At 52.5% G+C, this 19,260-nt stretch carries 12 protein-coding genes, 1 tRNA gene and 3 pseudogenes; 7 read left to right on the top strand and 9 right to left on the bottom strand.

The genetic code is table 11. The features are described 5' to 3' along the window. Positions 1–103 precede the first annotated feature (103 nt). From DW58_RS16800 to pepA, 3 genes are all read right to left on the bottom strand, one after another. The gene (locus DW58_RS16800) at positions 104–2,959 is read right to left on the bottom strand and encodes a valine--tRNA ligase (RefSeq protein WP_024548890.1); all 2,856 of its coding nucleotides are present in this window, start codon (positions 2,957–2,959) and stop codon (positions 104–106) included. A 5-nt stretch (positions 2,960–2,964) separates the two neighbouring features. Beyond that, positions 2,965–3,423, bottom strand: coding sequence for a DNA polymerase III subunit chi (locus tag DW58_RS16795; protein WP_024548889.1), 459 nt, complete (start codon positions 3,421–3,423; stop codon positions 2,965–2,967). A 157-nt stretch (positions 3,424–3,580) separates the two neighbouring features. Beyond that, the gene (pepA, locus tag DW58_RS16790; protein WP_024548888.1) at positions 3,581–5,092 is read right to left on the bottom strand and encodes a leucyl aminopeptidase; all 1,512 of its coding nucleotides are present in this window, start codon (positions 5,090–5,092) and stop codon (positions 3,581–3,583) included. Between the two features lie 268 nt (positions 5,093–5,360). On the opposite strand from pepA, the gene lptF reads away from it, so the two are divergent. From lptF to DW58_RS16775, 3 genes are all read left to right on the top strand, one after another. Continuing rightward, entirely contained in the window at positions 5,361–6,461 is a 1,101-nt protein-coding gene (gene lptF / locus DW58_RS16785) for an LPS export ABC transporter permease LptF (RefSeq protein WP_024548887.1), read from the top strand. Then, the gene (lptG, locus tag DW58_RS16780) at positions 6,461–7,543 is read left to right on the top strand and encodes an LPS export ABC transporter permease LptG (RefSeq protein ID WP_024548886.1); all 1,083 of its coding nucleotides are present in this window, start codon (positions 6,461–6,463) and stop codon (positions 7,541–7,543) included. The genes lptF and lptG overlap by 1 nt, the downstream gene beginning before the upstream one ends. A gap of 625 nt (positions 7,544–8,168) precedes the next feature. Then, positions 8,169–9,806, top strand: a complete 1,638-nt coding sequence (locus DW58_RS16775) for a dihydroxyacetone kinase subunit DhaK (RefSeq protein ID WP_024548885.1) — start codon at positions 8,169–8,171, stop codon at positions 9,804–9,806. A 75-nt stretch (positions 9,807–9,881) separates the two neighbouring features. On the opposite strand, the gene ahr is transcribed toward DW58_RS16775, so the two are convergent. After that, positions 9,882–10,901 carry an NADPH-dependent aldehyde reductase Ahr gene (ahr, locus tag DW58_RS16770; protein ID WP_024548884.1) on the bottom strand — a complete coding sequence of 340 codons (1,020 nt, stop codon included), beginning with the start codon at positions 10,899–10,901 and terminating at the stop codon, positions 9,882–9,884. A 318-nt stretch (positions 10,902–11,219) separates the two neighbouring features. Here ahr and DW58_RS16765 point away from each other — a divergent pair. The 3 genes and pseudogenes from DW58_RS16765 to DW58_RS16755 all read left to right on the top strand — a co-directional run bounded on the left by DW58_RS16765 (position 11,220) and on the right by DW58_RS16755 (position 13,861). Next, positions 11,220–11,304, top strand: a tRNA-Leu gene (locus DW58_RS16765). A 193-nt stretch (positions 11,305–11,497) separates the two neighbouring features. Beyond that, positions 11,498–12,751 (top strand): annotated as a pseudogene (locus tag DW58_RS16760) (tyrosine-type recombinase/integrase). A 408-nt stretch (positions 12,752–13,159) separates the two neighbouring features. Then, positions 13,160–13,861 carry a sce7726 family protein gene (locus DW58_RS16755; RefSeq protein ID WP_024548883.1) on the top strand — a complete coding sequence of 234 codons (702 nt, stop codon included), beginning with the start codon at positions 13,160–13,162 and terminating at the stop codon, positions 13,859–13,861. 55 nt (positions 13,862–13,916) lie between these two features. Here DW58_RS16755 and DW58_RS16750 read toward each other — a convergent pair whose 3' ends face one another. From DW58_RS16750 to DW58_RS20715, 4 genes and pseudogenes are all read right to left on the bottom strand, one after another. Next, a complete protein-coding gene (locus tag DW58_RS16750; RefSeq protein ID WP_024548882.1) occupies positions 13,917–15,047 on the bottom strand; it encodes a beta family protein in 1,131 nt (376 codons plus the stop codon). Between the two features lie 11 nt (positions 15,048–15,058). Continuing rightward, positions 15,059–15,568, bottom strand: coding sequence for an ImmA/IrrE family metallo-endopeptidase (locus tag DW58_RS16745; RefSeq protein WP_024548881.1), 510 nt, complete (start codon positions 15,566–15,568; stop codon positions 15,059–15,061). After that, positions 15,565–16,161: a hypothetical protein gene (locus tag DW58_RS16740; protein ID WP_235810702.1), complete on the bottom strand. Its 597-nt coding sequence runs from the start codon at positions 16,159–16,161 to the stop codon at positions 15,565–15,567. Before DW58_RS16740 ends, DW58_RS16745 begins: the two co-directional genes overlap by 4 nt. A 345-nt stretch (positions 16,162–16,506) precedes the next feature. Then, positions 16,507–17,368, bottom strand: a pseudogene (locus DW58_RS20715) (IS3 family transposase). 289 nt (positions 17,369–17,657) lie between these two features. Between DW58_RS20715 and DW58_RS20395 the strand changes: the two are divergent. Beyond that, positions 17,658–18,518: a hypothetical protein gene (locus DW58_RS20395; protein WP_071789246.1), complete on the top strand. Its 861-nt coding sequence runs from the start codon at positions 17,658–17,660 to the stop codon at positions 18,516–18,518. A gap of 313 nt (positions 18,519–18,831) precedes the next feature. Here the strand turns inward: DW58_RS20395 and DW58_RS21030 are convergent. After that, positions 18,832–19,222 (bottom strand): annotated as a pseudogene (locus DW58_RS21030) (integrase core domain-containing protein); the annotation flags it as partial. Positions 19,223–19,260 lie beyond the last annotated feature (38 nt).

The raw sequence follows: 19,260 nt of genomic DNA, 5'->3' as shown, positions 1-19,260 counted from the left end.
GGGCGTGACGTGCGGGCGGATAAGCGCAGCCGTTGCGTGACACCCATAGAATGACACCCATAAAAAAACCGGGCCATGGCCCGGTTTTTTATTATCCCACCGATTACAGCGCGCTGATAACCGCCTGCTGCTCGATAAGCTTCGCTTTCGCGTCCTGATAGCCCTGAATTTTCTCGCGCTCTTTTGCCACGACCGCTTCCGGCGCGCGCGCCACAAAGCCTTCGTTGCTCAGTTTGCTCTCGATGCGGCTAATCTCCTGCTCGACCTTCGCCACTTCTTTGGCAAGACGATCCAGCTCGGCGGCTTTGTCGATAAGACCGGCCATCGGGATCAGCAGCTCGGCACCGTCGATGATCTTGGTGACCGATACCGGGCCTTTATCATCCGCTGGCAGCAGGATGATGCTCTCCAGACGCGCCAGGGTTTGCAGGAAGCTGCGGTTGTCGTTAACACGACGCACGGCGTCATCGCTGCATCCGCGCAGCAGCAACTCAAGCGGCTTGCCGGGGGCGATGTTCATTTCGGCGCGGATGTTACGCACCGCAACGATCGCCTGCTTCAGCCACTCAGTGTCGGCCAGCGCGGCCGCGTCAACCTGGGCGGCATCATAGGCCGGGAACGGCTGCAGCATGATGGTATCCGCATCGATGCCTTTCAGCACCTTCACGCGCTGCCAGATGGTTTCCGTGATAAACGGAATGATCGGGTGCGCCAGGCGTAGCAGGCCTTCCAGCACGTTCACCAGCGTATTGCGGGTGCCGCGCAGTTCGGCTTCAGTGCCACCGTTCATGACCGGCTTGGTCAGCTCCAGATACCAGTCGCAGAACTGGTTCCAGGTGAACTCGTACAGAATGCCGGCCGCGATATCGAAGCGGAAGTTGTCCAGCGCCTCGCGGTAGGCTTTCACCGTCTGGTTGAACTCGGCGAGGATCCAGCGATCCGCCAGCGACAGCGTCATCTCGCCGCCGTTGAAGCCGCAGTCCTGATCTTCGGTGTTCATCAGCACGAAGCGGCTAGCGTTCCACAGCTTGTTACAGAAGTTGCGATAGCCTTCCAGGCGCTTCATGTCCCAGTTGATGTCGCGGCCGGTAGAGGCCAGCGCCGCCAGGGTGAAGCGCAGGGCGTCGGTGCCGTGCGGCTCGATACCGTCCGGGAACTGCTTCTCGGTGCGCTTGCGGATTTTCTCGGCCAGCTGCGGCTGCATCATGTTGCCGGTACGTTTTTCCAGCAGCGCTTCCAGAGAGATACCGTCCACCATATCCAGCGGGTCAATCACGTTGCCCTTGGATTTGGACATCTTCTGCCCTTCGTCGTCACGAATCAGACCGGTCATGTAGACGGTCTTAAACGGTACCTGCGGCTTGCCGTCTTCATCTTTGATGAAGTGCATGGTCATCATGATCATGCGCGCAATCCAGAAGAAGATGATGTCAAAGCCGGAGACCATCACGCTGGTCGGGTGGAACTGACGCAGCGCGTCGGTGTTTTCCGGCCAGCCGAGGGTCGAGAACGTCCAGAGCGCGGAGGAGAACCAGGTGTCCAGCACGTCTTCGTCCTGACGCAGCGCCACGTCGGCGGACAGGTTGTTTTCCTGACGCACTTCCTCTTCGGTACGACCCACGTAGACGTTGCCTTCGTTGTCGTACCAGGCCGGGATACGGTGACCCCACCACAGCTGGCGGGAGATACACCAGTCCTGAATGTCGCGCATCCAGGAGAAGTACATGTTTTCGTACTGCTTCGGTACGAACTGAATACTGCCGTTCTCAACCGCTTCCACTGCCGGTTTCGCCAGCACGTCGGCACGGACGTACCACTGGTCGGTCAGCATCGGCTCGATCACCACGCCGCCGCGGTCACCGTAGGGTACGGTCAGATCGTGCGGTTTGATCTCTTCCAGCAGGCCGAGTTCATCCACAGCGGCCACGATCGCTTTTCGCGCCGCGAAGCGTTCCATTTTCTGGAACTGCGCCGGGATCGCGCTTGGGTAAACGTCAGACTCGTTGCCTTTGGTGTCGTAGACTTCCGCGCTTTCACGGATATCGCCGTCGAAGGTCAGAATGTTGATCATCGGCAGGGCGTGACGACGGCCAACTTCGTAGTCGTTGAAGTCGTGCGCCGGGGTGATCTTCACGCAGCCGGTGCCTTTTTCCATGTCGGCGTGTTCATCGCCGACGATCGGAATGCGGCGGTTAACCAGCGGCAGCACCACGAATTTGCCGATCAGATCTTTATAGCGCGGATCTTCCGGGTTCACCGCCACGCCGGTATCGCCGAGCAGGGTTTCCGGACGGGTGGTGGCAACCACCAGGTAATCTTTACCGTCGGCGGTTTTCGCGCCGTCGGCCAGCGGATAGCGGATATGCCACATTGAGCCTTTCGACTCGCGGTTTTCCACTTCCAGGTCAGAGATAGCCGTGCGCAGTTTCGGGTCCCAGTTCACCAGGCGTTTGCCGCGGTAGATGAGATCTTCTTTGTACAGGCGCACGAACACTTCTTTCACCGCGTTGGAGAGGCCTTCGTCCATGGTGAAGCGCTCGCGCGTCCAGTCCACGGAGTTGCCGAGACGGCGCATCTGGCGGGTGATGGTGCCGCCGGATTCGGCCTTCCACTGCCAGATTTTTTCGATAAACGCGTCGCGACCGTAATCGTGGCGGGTTTTACCCTCTTCAGCCGCGATTTTACGCTCGACCACCATCTGGGTAGCGATACCCGCGTGGTCCGTCCCCGCCTGCCACAGGGTGTTTTTGCCCTGCATACGCTGGTAGCGGATCATGGTGTCCATGATGGTCTGCTGGAAGGCGTGACCCATATGCAAACTGCCGGTGACGTTCGGCGGCGGGATCATGATGCAGAAACTTTCCTGGCTCTCGTCGCCGTTCGGCTTGAAGTAGCCCTGCTCTTCCCAGTGCTCGTAAAGCGGCTGTTCGATATCTTGCGGGTTATATGTCTTTTCCATGTCTGCTATGTCGTTCCGGGCACCGGCGGGGTGGCCGTAGTCAAGTGGAAACCGGCAACGCGATAGGCTTTATAGCGTTCGCGGGCCAGCTGTTTCTGAGAATCTTCGTAAGGAACGAAGTCTATCACTTCCGGGAAAGCGGTGGCAAAAGCTGCAAACTCGGGCAGCAGGCTTATCAGGACATCCCGCGCCGCGCTGCCGCGTTTTTGCGGCCAGGCCAGCTCCACCGGCGCGCCCGCACGCGGGCCTTCACCGGCGAGGTTGTGCGGAACAAAACAGGTGGCGTCGCGCTGCCAGAGCGCTTCGTCCAGGCGCACCGCCTGGGCTTCATCCTCGCAGGCGATCAGCACGCGTTTCCCGCTGCGCCACCGCTCTGCGGCAAGGTCACACACCAGCTGCTCGACGGCGTTAAGCCCGTCCTGATGCGTATCGTTTTCCAGCAGGTAGAAAATTGCGTTCTTCATGATATGCGGGTTCAGGTGATGAATGTAAAGGCCCGGCAGAGGCGGGGCGGCTTCTCATCCCGGAGGAGGGAGAAAACCCGTATGGTAACACTGCCATTCCGGCATTCCGGGATTTTTATTCCCTCTCCCGCAGGGGGAGAGGGTGAGGGGCAACGCGTTACTCTTCGCCGTTATACCCGGCGCGGTTCAGCAGGAACTGAGAGAGCATCGCCACCGGACGACCGGTCGCGCCTTTGGCCTTGCCGGAGCGCCATGCGGTACCGGCGATGTCGAGGTGCGCCCAGTTGTACTTGCGGGTGAAGCGCGACAGGAAGCAGCCTGCAGTGATAGCCCCGCCCGGACGACCGCCGATGTTCGCCATATCCGCAAAGTTGGAGTCCAGCTGCTCGTAGTACTCGTCGCCGAGCGGCAGACGCCACGCGCGGTCACCGGCCTGCTCGGAGGCGCCAATAAGCTCGTGGGCCAGCGGGTTGTGGTTCGACATCAGCCCGGTGATGTGGTGGCCCAGCGCAATCACGCAGGCACCGGTCAGGGTCGCGACGTCAATCACCACTTCCGGCTCGAAGCGCTCAACATAGGTCAGCACGTCGCACAGCACCAGACGGCCTTCGGCGTCGGTGTTGAGCACTTCCACGGTCTGGCCGGACATGGTGGTCAGCACGTCGCCCGGACGATAGGCGCGCCCGCCCGGCATGTTTTCACAGCCTGCCAGCACCGCGGTGACGTTCAGCGGCAGCTGCAGCTCTGCCACCATGCGCATCACGCCGTAAACGGCCGCTGCACCGCACATGTCGTACTTCATCTCGTCCATGCCTTCGCCGGGCTTGAGCGAGATACCGCCGGAGTCGAAGGTCAGCCCTTTGCCCACCAGCACGATCGGGCGCGCATCCGGGGTCGGATCGCCTTTGTACTCGATAACCGACATCAGCGACTCGTTCTGGGAACCGGCCCCCACCGCGAGGTAGGAGTGCATGCCCAGCTCTTTCATCTGCTGCTCGCCGATAACGCGGGTAATGATGTTTTTGCTCCAGGAGTCCGCCAGCTGGCGCGCCTGGGAAGCGAGATAGGCCGGGTTACAGATGTTCGGCGGCATGTTGCCGAGATCTTTCGCCGCTTTGATACCGGCCGCAATCGCCAGACCGTGCTGGATAGCGCGCTCGCCGCTGGTCAGTTCGCGACGGGTCGGCACGTTGAACACCATCTTACGCAGCGGACGGCGCGGCTCGCTCTTGTTGGTTTTCAGCTGATCGAAGCTGTAGAGCGACTCTTTCGCGGTTTCCACCGCCTGACGCACTTTCCAGTAGGTGTTACGGCCCTTCACGTGCAGTTCGGTCAGGAAGCAGACGGCCTCCATCGACCCGGTGTCGTTCAGGGTGTTGATGGTTTTCTGGATCACCTGCTTGTACTGGCGCTCGTCGAGTTCGCGCTCTTTACCGCAGCCAATCAGCAAAATACGCTCTGACAGCACGTTGGGAACGTGATGAAGCAACAACGTTTGCCCCGGTTTTCCCTCAAGCTCACCGCGACGAAGCAGGGCGCTGATGTAGCCGTCGCTGATCTTATCGAGTTGTTCGGCGATGGGGGAGAGGCGTCGCGGTTCGAACACGCCCACAACGATGCAGGCACTCCGCTGTTTCTCCGGGCTACCGCTTTTTACACTGAACTCCATGCACTACGCTCCTGAATCTTAAAGACAACGGCGGTTGCGACGGTTAGAATTGCAACCTTTCGTAACGCGTACTCCGCTGTTGCGATGACTTCGTGTTAATCTTAACGTGTTTACGTTTCGGGCACGTCAGAACAGGTTCTGAGTCGCGAAATCGCAGGATTAGCCAATCTTAGCGATCTTTTCAACGACTCAAGAGCATAAATGACGTTTAAGCCATGAAACAAGCGATTTTCCTGCAAAAAGACTCGTTTTCACAGGCGTAATTAATGTGATAATCATAAGATATCTGGTCCGGGAGACGCTCAAGAGCCAACTGGCAATCCTTTTTATCCTGCTGCTGATCTTCTTCTGTCAGAAGCTGGTAAGGATTCTTGGGGCGGCGGTTGACGGCGATATCCCGACAAATCTGGTGCTTTCCCTGCTCGGTCTGGGCGTGCCTGAAATGGCGCAGCTGATCCTGCCATTAAGCCTGTTCCTGGGGCTGCTCATGACGCTTGGTAAACTCTATACCGAGAGCGAAATTACCGTCATGCACGCCTGCGGTCTGAGTAAAGCGGTACTGATTAAGGCCGCGATGATCCTTGCCCTTCTTACCAGCATCGTCGCGGCAGTGAACGTTATGTGGGCCGGACCCTGGTCCTCGCGCCATCAGGATGAAGTGCTGGCGGAGGCGAAAGCCAACCCCGGTATGGCGGCACTGGCCCAGGGCCAGTTCCAGCAGGCCACCGACGGCAACGCGGTGCTGTTTATCGAAAGCGTGAACGGCAGCACCTTTAACGACGTGTTCCTCGCCCAGCTGCGCCCGAAAGGCAGCGCGCGCCCCTCCGTGGTGGTCGCCGATTCCGGCGCACTGAGCCTGCGCGCCGATGGTTCCCAGGTGGTGACCCTCAACAAGGGAACCCGCTTTGAAGGCACCGCCATGCTGCGCGACTTCCGCATTACCGACTTCAAGGACTATCAGGCGATTGTCGGGCACCAGTCCGTTGCGCTCGATCCGGACGACAGCGCGCAGATGAATATGCGCACCCTGCTCAGCAATGACTCACCCGGCGCCCGCGCCGAGCTGCACTGGCGCTTTACCCTGGTGTTCGCCGTGTTCGTGATGGCGCTGATGGTGGTGCCGCTCTCGGTGGTCAACCCGCGTCAGGGCCGCGTGCTCTCGATGCTGCCGGCGATGCTGCTCTACCTGGTCTTCTTCCTGCTGCAAACTTCGCTGCGCTCCAACGGCGCGAAGGGCAGACTGGATCCGCTTATCTGGATGTGGCTGGTGAACCTGCTCTATCTGGCGCTGGCGGTAGGCCTTAACCTGTGGGATACCGTGCCCATGCGTAAACTGCGTGCCCGATTTGCACGTCAAGGAGCGGTGTGATGCCTGGGTTTGGTGTACTTGACCGCTACATCGGTAAAACGATTTTCAACACCATCATGATGACGCTGTTCATGCTGGTGTCGCTCTCCGGCATCATCAAGTTTGTCGACCAGCTTAAGAAAGCCGGGCAGGGCGACTACAGCGCGCTGGGCGCGGGGATGTACACCCTGCTGAGCGCGCCGAAAGATATTCAGATCTTCTTCCCGATGGCGGCGCTGCTTGGCGCACTGCTTGGGCTGGGAATGCTGGCGCAGCGCAGCGAGCTGGTGGTGATGCAGGCCTCCGGCTTCACCCGTTTGCAGGTGGCGCTGGCGGTGATGAAAACCGCGATCCCGCTGGTGCTGCTGACCATGGCGATCGGTGAATGGGTCGCGCCGCAGGGCGAACAGATGGCGCGTAACTACCGTGCGCAGATGATGTACGGCGGCTCGCTGCTCTCCACCCAGCAGGGGCTGTGGGCGAAAGACGGCAACAACTTCGTCTATATCGAACGCGTGAAGGGCGACAACGAACTGGGCGGCATCAGCATCTACCGCTTTAACGACGAGCGTCGCCTGCAGTCGGTGCGCTATGCCGCCTCGGCGAAATTCGATACCAAAGAGAAGGTGTGGCACCTCTCCCAGGTGGATGAGTCGAACCTGCAGAACCCGGAGCAGATCACCGGCACCCAGACCGTCACCGGCACCTGGAAAACCAACCTGACGCCGGACAAGCTCGGCGTGGTGGCGCTGGACCCGGATGCGCTGTCGATTACCGGCCTACGCGACTACGTGAACTACCTGAAATCCAGCGGCCAGGATCCGGGCCGTTACCAGCTCAATATGTGGAGCAAAATCTTCCAGCCGCTATCGGTGGCGGTGATGATGCTGATGGCGCTGTCGTTCATCTTTGGCCCGCTGCGTAGCGTGCCGATGGGTGTGCGGGTGGTCACCGGGATCAGCTTCGGGTTTGTGTTCTACGTGCTGGATCAGATTTTTGGGCCGCTGAGCCTGGTGTACAACATCCCGCCGATTATCGGGGCGCTGCTGCCAAGCGCATCGTTCTTCCTGATAAGTTTGTGGCTGATGATGCGGCGCGCATAGCGCAACGAGAAAAGAGAGGCGATGGCCTCTCTTTTTTTTGTGCGTCATTTGCTCTGCAATGTCATCCGCAAGGGAGCGGTGAGATAAGCGAACGTGTCGAATATATGTCAGTCTGGTGCGGTTCCGTTCACCGTTACACCGCACTTACATGTAACCTCTGACGCCCGTGAACGCGCAAAGGGGGCTCGCCGCCGCCCCCTTTGCCATCCCGGCTCCCGGCCAGTAAAACCGGCCCTGCGGGCTGCCCTTGCCTCCGGCGTCTCGCTCCGGTCGGTCGCGATACCCCATCCCGGGGCTCGTGCCCTCTGGCGGTTCCCGACTGCCAGCCCGGACTCAACGCCTGCGGCGCGGCGGTTTTGATGCCGGAGAAGTCCATCCCTTTGGCATTGACGTTAGCTTTCAGGGCCGGAAGATGCAGCAGCCCTGCGTTAGTGGGGCCACTGCATTTTCCCGTAACGTCTCACGCGCGTCATCCGCAAGGGAGCGCTGAGACAAGCGCATGTGTCGGATCTGTGTCAGTCTGGTGCGGTTCCGTTCACCCGCCGTTCAGCTAATTCTGCCTTTGTCCGCGCCCTGTCTCTCAGGGTCTATGCTGTTACTACGATTCAAAAAACAGTGGGAAATTATGTCCAGATTCTTCTTTAACGAGCGCACCCGGCTCGTCGACGATGCCCTCGAAGGCATCATCCTTAGCAGCCGCTTTGGCAACCTGACAAAACTCGATATCGACCCGGCCATCCGCGTAGTGGCGCGCAGCGACTGGGATAAAAGCAAGGTCGCGGTGATCTCCGGCGGCGGCTCAGGCCATGAACCGGCGCACGCAGGCTTTGTCGGCAAAGGGATGCTGACCGCCGCGGTGTGTGGCGACCTCTACGCGTCACCCAGTGTGGACGCGGTGCTTAACGCCATCGTCGCGCTAACCGGCGATCGCGGCTGCCTGCTGGTGGTCAAAAACTACACCGGCGACCGCCTGAACTTCGGCCTTGCCGCGGAGAAAGCTAAGCGCTACGGCCTGAAGGTGGAGATGGTGATCGTCGGGGACGACATCGCCCTGCCGGACAACAAGCAGCCGCGCGGTATCGCCGGCACGGTGCTGGTGCATAAGATTGCCGGTTACGCCGCCGAACAGGGGAAATCCCTGAGCGAAGTGCGCGAGATGGCGCAGAAGGCGTGCGACAACCTCTGGAGCCTTGGCCTCGCCATGCAGACCGGTAACCTGCCGGGCAGCGACGAGGAGAGCCGCATCAAACCGGGCCACGTCGAGCTGGGGCTTGGCATCCACGGCGAACCGGGCGCCAGCGTGGTGGAGAGCCACAACAGCCGCGACCTCATCGCGCATCTTGCGGAGCAGCTTCAGCAGCAGGCCGGCCCTGACGCGCGCCTCGCGGTGCTGATCAACAACCTCGGCGGTACCTCGGGGCTGGAGATGGCCCTGCTCACCAAAGAGCTGGCGCACTCGACATTGGGTGAGCAGGTCGACTATCTGGTTGGCCCGGCTACGCTGGTCAGCGCCCTCGACATGAAGGGCTTCTCGCTCACCGCCCTGCGCCTGAACGACGAGTTTATCGCCGCGCTCACCGCCCCGGTGGAGACCAGCGGCTGGCAGCCCGCCGTGGCGTTCGCCCCGATGAAATCCCAGAAGCACAGCATGGTGCGCGACGCGGTGGAGTATCACGCCTCGGAGAACGTGCAGGTGCAGACGGTGCTGGCCATCGCCACCTCCACGCTTATTGAGCTGGAAGGCCGCCTTAACGCGCTTGATGCCAAAGTGGGCGACGGCGACACCGGCTCGACCTTCGCCAAAGGCGCGCAGGACATCGCCCTGCTGCTGGTGAACAAGGAACTGCCGCTCAATAATACCGGGCAGCTGTTGCAGCTTATCGGCGAGCGTCTGGCAACGGTGATGGGCGGCTCCAGCGGCGTGCTGATGTCGATCTTCTTTACCTCGGCGGGCCAGCGTGTGGCCGAGGGCGACGCGCTGCCGCAGGCCCTGCAGGTGGGCCTGCAACAGATGAAGCGCTACGGCGGGGCCGATCTCGGCGACCGTACCCTGATCGACGCCCTGCAACCGGCGCTGGACGCGCTGGCGCAAGGGGGCATTAAAGCCGCCGCTCTGGCCGCGCAGAAGGGTGCCGACAGCACGGCGCAGATGCAGAAGGCGGGCGCGGGGCGTTCGTCCTACATCAACAGCCAGAACCTCGACGGCGTAACCGATCCGGGCGCCATGGCGGTAGCCGAAGTGCTGACCGCGCTGGCGAAGTAACGGCGCGCTCTGCAAGGTAAGTAAGCACCCACAAAAAAGGCTCCTGACGGAGCCTTTTGTTATTTCAGGGCGGGATTAGAAATCCGCTTTCAGCACCACGCGGTAACGGGCTTTGCCGTCGCGCACGTGCTGGATCGCCTCGTTGATGCGCGACATCGGGAACTCTTCGGTCTGCGGCGCGACTTTCGCGCGGCCCGCCAGTTTCATCAGCGTGCGCAGCTCGTGCGGCGACCCGGTTGAGGAACCGGCGATGCTGCGGTCCCCGGCAATCAGCGAGAACGCCGGGACTTCGAACGGCTTCATCACTGCGCCAACGGTGTGGAAGTTACCGCCGTAGGCCAGCGCCTGGAAGTACGGCATCCAGTCGAGCGACACGTTCACGGTGTTGATGATGAGATCGAACTGACCGGCCAGCGCCTTCAGGGCTTCCGGATCGCGGCTGTTGACCACGCGGTCGGCACCCATGCCGAGGATCTCCTGCTCTTTGGACGGGTTAGAGCTGAACGCCGTCACCTCGCAGCCCATCGCGCGCAGCAGTTTGATGGCGATATGGCCCAGACCGCCGATACCGATGACGCCCACGCGGCTGGTGGCGGTGACATGATGCATCAGCAGCGGTTTGAACACCGTGATACCGCCGCACAGCAGCGGACCGGCGGACGCCGCGTCGATGGATTCCGGGAGCGGGATCGCCCACTGCCAGTTGGCGCGGATCTTATCCGCGAAGCCGCCGCGGTTGATGATGGTCGGCACGCTGCCTTCCGCGCAGTTCACCTGGTTGCCGCTGATACAGGCATCGCAATGGCCGCAGCTGTTTGCGGTCCAGCCGATACCGACGCGCTGACCCACTTTCAGGCCTTTGTCCTGCGCGCTGCTGCCGAGTGCATGCACGCGGCCAATCACCTCGTGGCCCGCCACCAGCGGATACTGCGAGAAGCCCCATTCGTTGTCGATCATCGACAGGTCAGAGTGGCAGATACCGCAGTACTCCACCTTGATTTCAACGTCTTCCGGCTTCAGGTCGCCCGCGTCGTACTCGTACAGCTCAAGCTCGGCACCGGCCTGCGGCGCGGCATAACTTTTGATTTTGGACATCACGCTTTCCTTTTTTGTGGCTCTGACATGCAGTGTAGAACATGCCACACCCGAGAGCGGGTTGCGATTGGTGCGGTGGGGGCGTGGAAGGGCAGAACGGGCCGGGAATGGGTGAATGTTGTGAGGAAGGGGAGACGGGGCGGGAAGAGGGATAAGGGCGTTGAGGAAGTGGAGACGGGCCGGGAACGGGGGAGGGGATAAGAGCAACCACGCCGCCTGGCGCTGAAATTTTCAGCACTCAACGGGACTTACCCACAGCGCAGCTTGCAAGGTGGCCGATGACAGGTATAATCCACACGTTTCCGCATCCCCTTCAGTGCCGAAGTGGCGAAATCGGTAGACGCAGTTGATTCAAAATCAACCGTAGAAATACGTGCCGGTTCGAGTCCGGCCTTCGGCACCATGTGATGCAAAAATGAGCTACCTTAGGGTGGCTTTTTTTGTGCCTGAAATTCGACGACACAGTGCTTTACTCGCCGTTTCACTCGGCTTGATCAACCTGAATCAATCTACATCGACCCACTGATGTGGGTACGCCTGCGGGTATATCGCGGTTCGGTTTGTACCCACACAGAACCCTTGAAAGGATACTCATCATGGCTCTAAGTGATGTGGAGGTTCGTTCGGCTAAGCCTGAAGCTAAAGCCTATAAACTAACTGACGGTGAAGGCATTGTTTTGCTGGTTCACCCTAACGACTCAAAATACTGGCGGTTCCGCTTTCGTTTTGGTGGTAAGCAGCACCTAATGGCGTTTGGAGTTTATCCTGAAACGTCATTAGCTGATGCTCCTCAAAAGAGGGAAGAGGCCAGAAAGCTTGTTGCTGCAGGAATCGATCCTCGCGAACACAAACGTGCTGTGAAAGAAGAACAGGCGAAAGAGGCAATTACCTTTGAGTCTGTTGCCAGAGGTTGGCATGCAACTAACAAGAAATGGTCAGAGGAACATAGTCGGCGGGTGCTTAAAAGTCTGGATGATAATTTGTTCCATGCAACCGGTAAACGTAGTATTGAGGAGCTGAGAACTCGCGATCTGCTTGCTCCTATCAAAGCTGTACAAGCTACAGGCCGTTTTGAAGTAGCTTCTCGTCTTCAACAACGCACAACAGCCATCATGCGTTATGCCGTTCAAAGTGGCTTGATTGATTACAACCCCGCCCAAGAGATGGCTGGAGCAGTTGCTTCCAGTAACCGTGTCCATCGTCCAGCGCTTGAGCTGTAACGCCTACCTGAACTACTCCACATAATTGACGGTTGTATGGGAAGTCCTTTGACCCGCTTGGCCGTTGAGTCCACCTTGTTAATATTCATTCGATCCAGTGAATTGCGCTTTGCCCGTTGGTTTGAGATCGATTTCGATACGGCAATGTGGACAATACCGGCAGAACGAGAAGCTATCGAAGGAGAGAAGCATTCGCAGCGTGGCTCGAAAATGCGTACACCAAATTTTGTGCCCTTATCTCGGCACGCACTGGACATCCTTAAACAAGTTCACAAGATCAGTGGTAGTCGTGATTTTGTTTTCGTTGGAGATCATAACTCTCGCAAACCCATAAGTGAAAATACGGTAAACAAAGCGCTGCGTGTGATGGGGTATGACACGAAGGTAGAAGTTTGTGGACATGGCTTCAGGACCATGGCATGTAGTTCGCTGATTGAATCAGGGTTATGGTCGATGGATGCAGAAGAGCGGCAGATAAGTCATATGGAGCGTAATTCTGTAAGAGCTTCTTACATTCATAAGGCTGAGTATTTGGACGAACGACGATTGATGCTGCAATGGTGGGCGGATTTTCTAGATGTTAGCAAGGAAAAGGGAATAAGTGCGTTTGATTTCAAAGGAAAGAATTAATCAGATTGGGCGTTGCGGGGAAGTAGGGCTGCCCTTGCTACCCTCCAAACGATAATGTTTTTCCTACATCAAACATTTTTTAATGTCGGCTTAGGTTGAAACGTAGCTTGCTCAAATGTATAAGAGAGAGTTTTGTGGGACTTAATATCACATACAGTATATAAATATCTTCGCGGAAGAATGCTCTACTTTAGGCTATCTCCTGCAGATTATGGCATCAGGGCGGTTTTCTCTGCCTGACTGCGTGCATGGGGCTTGAAGTGTGTTGCCCATACATAACATACCACCCGTCAGAAAATGGCAGATGTGGCAGTATTAGGCGGAGCGATGTAGAAGGAAGATTAAATATTATGCAGCATTATACGGATATGTATTTAAACGAAATGAAAAGAGTTTAATGGCGGCAGTATGAGTAATTTTAATGTTTTTGAAAAAGAAATAAAAAAAACCGTTCTAAATCATTTGCTGAATAAACATGATTTAGATGGTAATGTTACAGTTATTAACGAGTTAACAATAGATTCATTTGCAAGACGTGTAGATCTTGCAGTCTTAACGGATAAAAAAATAATAGCATATGAGATAAAAAGTGACGCCGATAGTCTTTACAGATTATCTGGGCAACTCGTAAAATATCAGCAATATTTCGATAAAACTATTGTTGTTACGACATCTAAACATCTTAAAACCATATTGGGAATGGTTAGTGATAATATCGAAGTTTGGGAGGTTATAGAGCAAGACGTGACGATAAAAAAAAGAGGGAAGGCTTCTAGAATAAAGAATAAGTCTGACTATCTAGACTTGTTAAGGGTCCGGGATATGCGGAAGTTAGCCAGCGTTTTTAACATTTCGCTGGGTAAAGGGAGAAAGGCTGATATAAAAAAAATGTTAGCAGATAATATTAATGGGATTTCGTATGATAAATTAAAAGCATTTGTAATAAATGTAATTTCGCAAAGATATAAACTAACGTCAGATAATTTCCTAGAAAATGTAAAAGTCAAGGGAACAGTTACTGTTAATGATTTGGATTTCCTTAGTCCTTATTGCAAAATAAAAAATAGCAATGTTATTTTAAAAGGAAGTATGTTAGAACAATTAAAGTAGATGATGGCCGAAGAGATTTTTATAAATAAAAGTTAAATCTTCGGCTAAAGATCTTCTAGTCTTCCCAGTCTTCATCAGTATCAATTTCTTCAAGCACATAATCATAATGAAGTTGAGTATATAGATGAATGTTTATTCTAACAGCAGTGGCCTTTTGCGGGGTATTTATACCAAACTTTTCTTTTTTAGAAGTTAACTCAATCATCTGCGTTCCCCATAAGTGCAGGCTCTTGGACCAATATTCTTGCTCCATAATTTCTTTGGCACAAAGATAGTAAAGATGCTCTTTCTCACCATCACCTGGCGATTTGGGGTCTTCAAACTCACGTCGTATAAAACGCCAATCGTTTTTTAATGCATAATCTATTCTTGGAGGTGGAAGGTTGCCACCTCCTGATTGTTTATCAATCCTAGCACTTCCGCGATCAGAGTATATAGTAGGATAAACACTAATTGCATTCTTTAATTTGTTAAATAATATCCTTTCATAAATAGAGTTTTCACCTTTATGGTAACCCGCAAAATTAAAAGGAAAAGATGTTCCAGATACTGCAACTCTTGCAAATGGAACAACATCTTTAGTCTTATTTATTAGATTTAACAAAGGCTGATAATATTCATTGTAGTCAACACTAATAGTCCCAAGATCATATACAAATAATAAATCAGATATTTTTAATTTTGCAACAGCAGCAATAACTTTATTGTAAGAAGTTAGTGGTAGTTTTTTTACTTCAAATACGAATACTAAACCTCTATTTAAACTAATCAACTTGGTTAATTGAAGTTCGAGTTCAGATAAATCATCAAGAAAAACTGTAGGGATAGCTTCGGGGATCTCTTTCAAGAAGCTATACCAGTTATTATATCCATGATCTGATTTTTTTAACGCTGCTAATTGGTTAAAAACCTCTCTTGGATAAGTTCCTGTTAGCAGGAAGTCTTTATTTCCTGACAAATATTCATTATCAAAAAATGCAACCCATTTTCTATCTCCGATAGTCTTTTTTATTTTTTTTAAAGAGTTTTCTAATAACTGTGAACTCATCCATCCTTTTAATGGAAATAAAGGTAAGATTAGATCTTTATCTTTTTCTGGAAGTTGCTCTAATGCTTCCATTTCAGAAGGACTTAATGAGAGAATGGGAGCGTATTTAAAATCAAAACGATCTTCTAAGAGAAACATTCCTATCCTCCTTAAATTTTACCAAGACGAATTTTTATTGCTGTTGTAGATACTTCAGCAGCGTTAGCAAGTTTTTCATATTTTTCTTCATCTCTGAGTTCACCAGACTCTTTTAATTCATCTAGTTCCTTTTTTATTAAGTGGCCGGGCATAAGGATATCTGCTGCTAAACGATTTGCTTGAACTTCCATAAAATCGGAAAGTTTAGACCGGTATAAAATATCATCCGTAATTCCATCACCGATACGATCCCTATGAAGTAAGAAGTGAGCTATTTCATGTGCAAGTGTGAATCGCTGGCGTTCTTTAACATCATGCCTATTGACTCTAATAATGACGTTCCCATTTTCTTCCTTTATCTCTCCTGAAATGCCAGCAGCTAAAGTGGATTTTTTTACAGTAATACCTAATTCCCTAGCTATAGCCCCAACTGCGATTGGGAACTGGCATTGATATTTTTTTATTAACAAGGCTTGTTCTTCTGTAAGAGAAATCCATTCGCTTGAATTATTAAATTTCATTCAGTAATCTCCTTGTTATTCTCTTCTAGTAAATCACCAGAAGAGAATGCAGTTCCACGGTAGGTTACTTTTTGAACCGCATCAAAAATTAGTGCGTCGAAATTACCTTCATTTATTAACTTCAGCAATACGCTTTCAGTAACTGATGGAGCTAATCTCTCCGTCACCTCTGATGCTTTTTTTGTAGAAATCCGTTCAGCTGCAATTTTAGCGCTTGCAATCATTTTCTTATAGCCCAAAAATGAAAATAGCGCCATTACAATACCTAAGATAGTAAGAATGACTGCAACAGAAGTTAATAAAATGCCTGTCCATACAGCAAAATTGAGGCCACTATTATTTTCTAGGTTATCAATTTTTTTTTGCATGTATAAAATTTGCTTGCTTTGATCATTAACCAATGAATTTAATGCTGATATATCTTGAGATTGTAAGCTCTGTGAGACGACTTCTTCTGAGCCTGATTTCATTCTGCCTGATTCTACAACTGGGGTCCTGATGTTTGGCTGTGTCGCTCCTTCAGCCACCGGTGTTGCCGCCTCAGCGTATGCAATATGAGGTGCTGCGTATGTTAAAAGCAAAAAAGCAAACATACAAGTCACTTTATTCATGGGAATTATGGTGTTGGGTTGTCATGATGGATACTTTACTACCTATTTGTGTATTATGAAAACATCTTTGTCTGTAGATTGTTAACAGCAGCAGAAATCTTCAGGTATCGGATATTTTTAGGTACATAACACTATGACGTATTTTTTAAGCCTTTGAAAATTTTAGTTTATTGTTTCTTAGTTGTTGACGGTATCTCTTACCCAGTTGTTTTTGTCTTACGAGTCAGGTTAACCCCCATGAATGCACTGATAGTACATATCTGTTGTAGCGCTCTTGGAGCTCAAGGTGCGTAAAGCGTGACCTGCCCCCAGTATGAGTTACAACTATCAGTTAGTAATGTCGGTTTGTTTACCTTCACATTTTTCATTTCGCCACCGTGCTGCAAACTCTGATGGCGTCTGATAATTCAGTGCTGAATGTGGACGACACTCCTTATAATCCTGCCGCCAGTCATTAATGACTTTCCTGGCGGGAACGATATCGCTGAACAAGGACTCATTCAGACATTCATCGTGAAATCGTCCGTTAAAGCTCTCAATAAATCCGTTCTGCGTTGGCTTGCCCGGCTGGATTAAGCGCAACTCAACACCATGCTTAAAGGCCCATTGATCCAGTGCGCGGCATGTGAACTCCGGCCCTTGGTCAGTTCTTATCGTTGCCGGATAGCCTCGAAACAGTGCAATGCTGTCCAGAATACGCGTGACCTGAACGCCTGAAATCCCTAATGGGATGGTAATTGTCAGGCACTCCTTCGTGAAGTCGTCCGCACAGGTCAGGCACTTGATCCTGCGACCGGTGGCGAGCGCGTCCATGACAAAATCCATTGACCAAGTCAGGTTGGGCGCCGCCGGGCGGAGCAGCGGCAGACGTTCTGTTGCCAGCCCTTTACGACGTCGTCTGCGTTTTACGCCCAGCCCACTCAGATGATAAAGGTCGCCCCAGAGTCACCTGAAGTGCCTCCTTATCCAGCATGGCTTCGGCAAGCAGTTTCTTGAGTCTGGTGTTCTCTTCCTCAAGCGATTTCAGACGCTTAACTTCGGGCACCTCCATACCGCCATACTTCTTACGCCAGGTATAAAAGGTGGCGTCGGAAATGGCGTGCTTGCGGCAGAGCTCACGGGCAGAAACCCCGGCTTCAGCCTCGCGAAGGATACTGATGATCTGGTCGTCGGAAAAACGCTTCATCATGGGGATGTCCTCATGTGGCTTATGAAGACATTACTAACATCGCGGTGTATTAATCAACGGTGAGCAGATCAGGTGATGTGCTATTTTTTGTTGAAAGAGGATGGCTTTGACGAGAGGTTAAACATAATCGCAGTTTTCTCTGCAGCACGTTAAAGTTACAAAGTGATATTCGACATCTGAAATTATGAAGATAGCTTTTTCCAACAATTTGAACTGGATCATACCATCTAATTAAATTTTTTTATGAGTAATGGTAGGATTGATATGTTGCTTGAGGGAGGGAGTCGTAGTGGAAAAAGCTTTCTGTACTATTGATGAAAAGGAATGGGGCGCGGATGCTTTTTATGCGTTGCCTGTTGCTGAGATCCAACGAAAGAGACGGAGTTTACTTTGTATCGAATGTAAGGGTGATGCATGGTTTAGACGTTCAAGTTACGGAAATGACTCACCGCATTTTTGTGCCCATCACCAAGAAAACTGCTCATTAGGGACTACATACGAAGCTGTAGGCGAGGGTGATGAAAATAGAGGATTGCCAGCTTCGGATGCCGACATTGGCATAGTATTAGATTTGAGCTTAACTCAAGGCTACGACATTAATGTTAAAACAGCATGGGAAAACCCTGAAACTACACCTCAGGGACAAAAGCTTACGAGTGAAAAAACGGCTGATGGTGGAAGTTTAAAATATCCAGCACATTTTACTTTAAAAAACCTACTCTACAAGTTGGTGCAGTCAAAAGGTCTATGCTACGTCGATAAAAAGGTGGGGTTTAAAGATCAATTATTTAATGATTTACCGGACCGAGGAGGGGAGCTGTTTGTAGAATTTAGTAATGTTGCACAATGGATGGACGGAGCTCGTAGAGTTTTTTGGGGCTTCATTAGTGATGTTGGGCAAACAAAAGATGGCAAAATTTGGTTAAATGCAGGTAACATTAAATCAGGGTTAAGTATTTGTATTAATGGTGATATTTCAGTTGAATTTAAAGAGCAATTCAAGGTTAAAAATAGTCTTGATGAATTAGATGGATGCCATGCACTAATTATTGGTACTTGTACATATGCTACAACAGGTAAACCAATACTGTGGTGTGGTGATCTTAGTTATATTGTATTGAGAAGGTATAAATTAGATCAGGATTTATAAGATTAGACTGTTCATTAAGATTCCTATGGACATACATATCCGGATACTAATGTAAATTACCAAAACTTTCCTAAGGTGGAGGTTCTAATCGGCACATACTTGACCGTTACGTGCATTCGATGAACTAGGAAGCTGCGCGGTTAAGTATACAGATGAGTATACATTGTCAATGTTTTTGTTTTTTTATTTCTTGTAATTCAGATAATTACTTCATGAGGGCGAGTCCGGCCTCCGCACCATGGAAACATCAATAGACCTCAACGGACATCTTTTTTTTGCGCCTGTGACTTGCCCGAAGTATTAGATACAACCGTCATTTAGTAATGTCGGTTTGTTTACCTTCACATTTCCCATTCCGCCACCGTACTGCAACCTTTGATGGCGTCTGATAATTCAGTGCAGAATATGGACGGCGCTCGTTGTAATCCTGCCGCCAGTCATTAATGATTATCCTGGCACGGCTGACGTCGCTGAACCAGTGTTTATTCAAACATTCATCGTGAAAGCGTCTCAATAAATCCGCTCCGCGTTTCACGCCCAGACCGCTGAGATGATAAAGGCGGTACACGCGCGTGTGTCTAACGCAAAGACCTTCACTCCACAAGCTGCCAGATTACGCCGGTAACTAAAACGGCGGCGTTCAAGTGTCAGCGCAGTGATGCTTATAGATAGCTGGTGTTAGCAGCCGCACGCTGAACCGAATAATCGAAGGACCTGCCAGCCTACGGGCATTGTGACAGGG

Origin of the sequence: Siccibacter turicensis LMG 23730, from assembly GCF_000463155.2 — a bacterium.
Taxonomy (GTDB): Bacteria; Pseudomonadota; Gammaproteobacteria; order Enterobacterales; family Enterobacteriaceae; genus Siccibacter; species Siccibacter turicensis.
This window is presented reverse-complemented; position numbering and strand designations above follow the sequence as displayed.